Below are 692 nucleotides of genomic sequence, written 5' to 3' on the forward strand. Positions count from 1 at the left end.
CATGTGGTATTGCATGTGGACAAGGATAGGGCCATGAGCATGAGCGATGAAGAGGTGGCGATACGTTGGAGGCGATTGCATCGTACTCCGGTGTTGGTCCAGCGGTTTGTGGATTCCCAACAACCGCCGCTATGTCAACTCGAGCAATTGACCCTGCAGGATACCTTGTCAGTGTATCGCGCTCGGCTGTGTGATATCAGTTGGTTCATGCGTGAGCTGAATGAACATATTGCCAGACAAGCTAATCGTGAGGATGAGTGTACCGGGCACTTCTGGGAAGGACGGTTCAAATCTCAAGCATTGTTAGATGAGCAAGCCTTAGCGGCGTGTATGGTGTATGTGGACTTAAATCCTATTCGCGCGGCCATGGCATACTCCCCGGAGACATCGCACCATACCAGTATTAAGCGGCGCCTAAAGTGTGCAAGGCAAGATTATCAGCCAGCAGCGTTACTGCCTTTTGCGGGTAATCTTCGAGCAGACTCTCCTAAAGGGCTTCCGTTTACACTGGTTGACTATCTGCAACTCGTGGATGATAGCCACCGAATTATCAACTCAAGCGCACGTGATGATGCGGACATATTATCGAATCCCATCCTGGTTGATTTGGGGTTCAATCAGTCTCACTGGACTGAGCTAATTCAGGATTTCGAACATGTGTTCTGTGTCGCGGCTGGCACTCTAACATCACT

General features: G+C 50.1%; 1 protein-coding gene. It reads left to right on the forward strand.

Translation table 11 applies throughout. The annotated features are described in order from the left end of the window. Positions 1 to 33: 33 nt before the first annotated feature. A partial coding sequence (locus ABD036_RS19115; RefSeq protein ID WP_343862801.1) for a transposase occupies positions 34 to 692 on the forward strand: 659 nt, incomplete at its 3' end.

This window comes from Aliiglaciecola litoralis, assembly GCF_039523355.1.
Lineage (GTDB): Bacteria > Pseudomonadota > Gammaproteobacteria > Enterobacterales > Alteromonadaceae > Aliiglaciecola > Aliiglaciecola litoralis.